Annotated in this window: 5 protein-coding genes; all 5 read left to right on the top strand. The window is 59.2% G+C overall.

Features of this window, described 5'->3' with window-relative positions; genetic code table 11:
• The coding region (locus tag VGP75_RS11395) for a sigma factor-like helix-turn-helix DNA-binding protein (RefSeq protein ID WP_327543776.1) at nucleotides 1-531 on the top strand (531 nt) is incomplete at its 5' end.
• Nucleotides 532-596: 65 nt separating this feature from the next.
• The gene (gene coaBC / locus VGP75_RS11390) at nucleotides 597-1,790 is read left to right on the top strand and encodes a bifunctional phosphopantothenoylcysteine decarboxylase/phosphopantothenate--cysteine ligase CoaBC (RefSeq protein WP_327543775.1); all 1,194 of its coding nucleotides are present in this window, start codon (nucleotides 597-599) and stop codon (nucleotides 1,788-1,790) included.
• Nucleotides 1,790-2,242 carry a dUTP diphosphatase gene (dut, locus tag VGP75_RS11385; RefSeq protein ID WP_327543778.1) on the top strand — a complete coding sequence of 151 codons (453 nt, stop codon included), beginning with the start codon at nucleotides 1,790-1,792 and terminating at the stop codon, nucleotides 2,240-2,242. Before coaBC ends, dut begins: the two co-directional genes overlap by 1 nt.
• Nucleotides 2,239-3,300: a HesA/MoeB/ThiF family protein gene (locus VGP75_RS11380; RefSeq protein WP_327543774.1), complete on the top strand. Its 1,062-nt coding sequence runs from the start codon at nucleotides 2,239-2,241 to the stop codon at nucleotides 3,298-3,300. The genes dut and VGP75_RS11380 overlap by 4 nt, the downstream gene beginning before the upstream one ends.
• 34 nt (nucleotides 3,301-3,334) lie before the next feature.
• On the top strand, nucleotides 3,335-4,117 hold the full coding sequence (locus tag VGP75_RS11375) for a transporter substrate-binding domain-containing protein (RefSeq protein WP_414727801.1): 783 nt from the start codon (nucleotides 3,335-3,337) through the stop codon (nucleotides 4,115-4,117).
• Nucleotides 4,118-4,328: the final 211 nt, after the last annotated feature.

Genomic DNA, 4,328 nt, shown 5'->3' with positions numbered 1-4,328 from the left:
CGGACCGGTTCGACATCTTCGCAAAAGTCGCTGTTTTTCAACATGCGCCGCGTGCAGGCCCGGCTTGAGCGTGAAGCGGCGGCCGAGGGCCGCGAGCTGGACCGCCACGAAATGCGCGAATTGATTGCGATTGAAGTGGGCGTGCCATTGCATGACGTCGAGATGATGGAAGGCCGCTTGTCCGGTTCCGACTTTTCGCTGAATGCCACCCAATCCGTTGATGATGAAGGTCGCGAATGGATTGATGCGCTCGAGGATGACGGGATGCAAGCCGCTGAAAGAGTCGAGAATACGCACGACAATGAAACGCTGCGTCAGTGGTTGCTGACCGCCTTGTCAGGGCTGAATGACCGCGAACAATTCATCGTGCGCGAGCGGAAGCTGCGCGATGAGCCGCGCACGCTGGAAAGCCTCGGGTCCGAGCTTGGTTTGTCGAAAGAACGTGTGCGACAGCTTGAGGCCGCGGCCTTTGGCAAGATGCGCAAGAGCCTTGAGACGCAAAGCGCAGAGGTACACGCGTTTTTTGCCTGATCGCGGACATTGTGTTTCCGGTCTGATCTGACCTAGTGTCAGGCGAACCTGATCGGAGCGCCCTGATGCCGGCAAACAAGCATATCCTCTTAATCGTTGGAGGCGGCATTGCCGCCTTCAAGTCATTGGACCTTGTGCGCCGATTGCGCGAACGTGGCGCGCTGGTGACGCCTGTTCTGACCAAAGCAGGGGCCGAGTTTGTCACCCCGCTGAGCCTGTCGGCGCTGTCCGCGTCTAAGATCTATCAAGAGCTATTCAATCTGACCGATGAGGCCGAGATGGGCCATATTGAATTGTCCCGCGCCGCTGATCTGGTTGTGGTGGCCCCGGCGACAGCGGACCTGATGGCCAAAATGGCGGGCGGCTTGGCGAATGATCTGGCTTCAACTCTGCTTTTGGCGACCGATAAACGTGTGCTTATTGCCCCTTCGATGAATGTTCGCATGTGGATGCATCCCGCAACCCGGCGCAATCTGGCGACTTTGCGGGATGATGGTATTCTGGTTGTCGGTCCGAATGAAGGTGACATGGCCTGCGGTGAATATGGTCCGGGACGCATGGCCGAAGTGCCCGAGATTATTGCGGCAATTGATGCGGCACTTGCCGATGGGCCGCTGAAGGGCACGCATATTATTGTCACCTCTGGTCCGACCCACGAACCGATTGATCCTGTGCGCTATATCGCAAACCGGTCTTCTGGTGCGCAGGGCACAGCGATTGCCGCCGCACTTGCGGCGCTGGGTGCTGATGTGACTTTTGTGACTGGCCCAGCGGATGTGCCGCCGCCGATGGGTGTGAACACGGTCAAGGTCCAGACGGCGAAAGAGATGCTGGCGGCGGTGACAGCGGCAGGCACAGCTGACGCGGCTGTTTTTGCCGCCGCCGTTGCGGATTGGCATGTGGCGAATGCGGGGAGCAGCAAGATCAAGAAGGACGGGGCAGGGTTGCCGCGTCTCGATTTTGCAGAAAACCCTGACATTCTGGCGACTGTCGCGCAGATGACGAAGGGGCGCCCGAAACTGGTGGTGGGCTTTGCCGCCGAAACCGATGATGTGATCGCCAATGCCACAGCGAAACGGGTGCGCAAGGGGTGTGACTGGATCGTCGCCAATGATGTATCGCCAGAAACAGGGATCATGGGCGGGTCTGAAAATGCCGTTACGCTGATCAGCGACGCAGGCGCGGAAAGCTTTCCACGCATGACGAAAGCTGAGGTTGCCGCGATGCTTGCAGGCCGGATTGCAGAGGCGCTTGCGTGATTGTGACGGTACAGTTTCAGTGGGTGGATGGTACGGATCAGAGCCTTGGCTTGCCGGCGTATGAAACGGCAGGGGCGGCGGGGGCGGATCTGCGTGCGAACTTTGCCGACCGTCAGGCCGTAACGCTGGACGCGGGTGCGCGGGCCTTGGTGCCCACCGGCCTGCGTATGGCGATCCCTGCGGGGTACGAGGTGCAGATCAGGCCACGGTCTGGCTTGGCGCTCAAGCACGGGGTGACCCTGCTGAATACCCCAGGCACGATTGATAGCGATTATCGGGGGCCGTTGGGCGTGATCATGGTGAATTTGGGGGATACACCTTTCGAGATAACCCATGGGATGCGGATCGCGCAGATGGTGGTCGCACCTGTTGTGCAGGCGGGTTTTGAAACCGTTGCACGTCTGGATGAAACCGCGCGCGGCGCGGGCGGATTCGGGTCCACAGGCCAATGATTATGGTCGGGACAATGGCGATAACCCTTTGGGTTATCGGGTGGGCCATGAAAGTGCCTTATGCCGTGCGCTGGAATATGATGGCGCTTTTGCTGGTGGGTGTCATGCTGGTGCATGTGATCCTGCCGGATGGGCACCCTCTGCGCATGGCAACAGGTGGCGATGCGCGGCTTTGGGCGATCTTCTTGGGCTTTGGCGTGATTATCTGGGGGTATGGCAAACTGCTGCGCCGCCTGCGGTCGCGGGTGACCTCACACGAGGTCGCGCCGGTCAAATCCGAGAGCTTTTCACCCACGGAACTGGACCGCTATGCGCGCCATATCATTCTGCGTGAAGTGGGCGGACCCGGGCAGAAGGCCCTGCGCGATGCAAAAGTTCTGGTTGTGGGGGCCGGTGGCCTGGGGTCGCCTGCGCTGCAGTATCTGGCGGCTGCAGGCGTCGGCACGATCGGCGTGATCGATGGCGATGTTGTGGAGAACGCCAATCTGCAGCGACAGGTGATCCATCTTGATCGCAACATCGGGGTGCCAAAGGTTCATTCTGCCGCCGAGGTCATGCGCGGTCAGAACCCCTTTGTCACGGTGCGCCCCTATCATCGCAGGCTTGAGGCCGATATCGCGGAAGACCTGTTCTCTGAATACGACATTATTCTGGACGGTACCGATAATTTTGCGACCCGCTATCTGGTGAACCGCACTGCTGTGGCGACGGGCAAGCCGCTGATTGCGGCTGCGCTGACCCAATGGGAAGGGCAGATCAGCGTCTATGATCCGGCCCATGGCACGCCTTGCTATGAATGTGTGTTTCCCCAAGCGCCTGACCCGTCGCTGGTGCCAAGCTGTGCCGAGGCGGGCGTGATTGGACCGCTGCCCGGTGTGATCGGGGCGATGATGGCGGTTGAGGCGGTTAAAGCTCTGACTGGCGCGGGGCAGGGCCTGACCGGACGTTTGCTTATTTATGATGCGCTCTATGCCGAAAGCCGTACTATTGTTGTGAAACCGCGTGCGGACTGTCCTGTTTGCTATGGCAAGGGCTTGCACGGGGCTGTGCCACGTTGATAGTGGCGCTGAAATTATCAACTGGGAGCCTGCTATGAAATTCCTTGCAACACTGGCTGCGTGCCTGATGGCGACAACCGCCGTAGCGGACGCGCATCTGCCAAATCTTGAAGGCCGCGAGATCGTCGTTGTGACCGAAAATGCCTATCCGCCGCTGCAATTCATTGACACGAGCGGCAATGCCGTAGGCTGGGAATACGACGCAATGGCCGAGATTGCGCAGCGTCTGAATGCGACAGTGGTTTATGAAAACATCAGCTGGGATGCGATGATCCCTGCCGTATCCGAAGGGCAGTTTGACCTTGGCATGACCGGCATCACGATCCGTGAAGATCGTGCTGAAGTCGTGGATTTTTCCGATAGCTATATGACGTCTGAAATGGTGATGATGGTGCGTGGCGATGAAGACCGCTTCAGCGATGCGACAAGCTTTGCAGCCGATGCCGACCTGCTGATGGCCGCACAGCCAGGCACGACGCCGTTTTATGTGGGTGTCTATGACGTGCTGGACGGCGATGAGGCGAACCCGCGCATCAAGCTGATGGAAACCTTTGGCGCGACGGTGCAAGCGCTGCGCGCGGGCGACGTTGATCTGGTGCTGACCGATGGCACCGCAGGCAACGGTTATGTCGAGGCCTCTGATGGCGGGTTGAAGATTATCGGTGAAAAGCTGGGGACCGAGGATTTTGGGTTTATTTTCCCCAAGGGCTCTGATCTGGTTGAACCGATCAACGCGGCGATTGCGGATATGCTGGCCGATGGCACCATTGATGCGCTGAACACACGCTGGTTCCTTGAGTACAAACTTGGTGAGTAAGCCCTGAACGGGAGGTCCCGGGGCTTGCCCGGGGCGGCGCGCCGATGATCCCGACATCCCCCAACGACAAGGATTTTCCTTGGTGGCTGGTCGCTGTTGTGGCGATTGGCCTTTACCTGTTCTGGCAGGTGTTGACGGTTGAAACATACGCCCGCGTGCTGTCGACGCTGCAGCGGGGGATTTGGGTCACGATCTATGTGACCTTGGTGTC

The sequence above is a fragment of the Yoonia sp. genome, assembly GCF_036007805.1.
In the GTDB taxonomy this organism is placed as follows: Bacteria; Pseudomonadota; Alphaproteobacteria; order Rhodobacterales; family Rhodobacteraceae; genus Yoonia.
The sequence above is the reverse complement of the archived record's forward strand: the minus strand, read 5'-3'. Positions and strand labels throughout refer to the sequence as shown.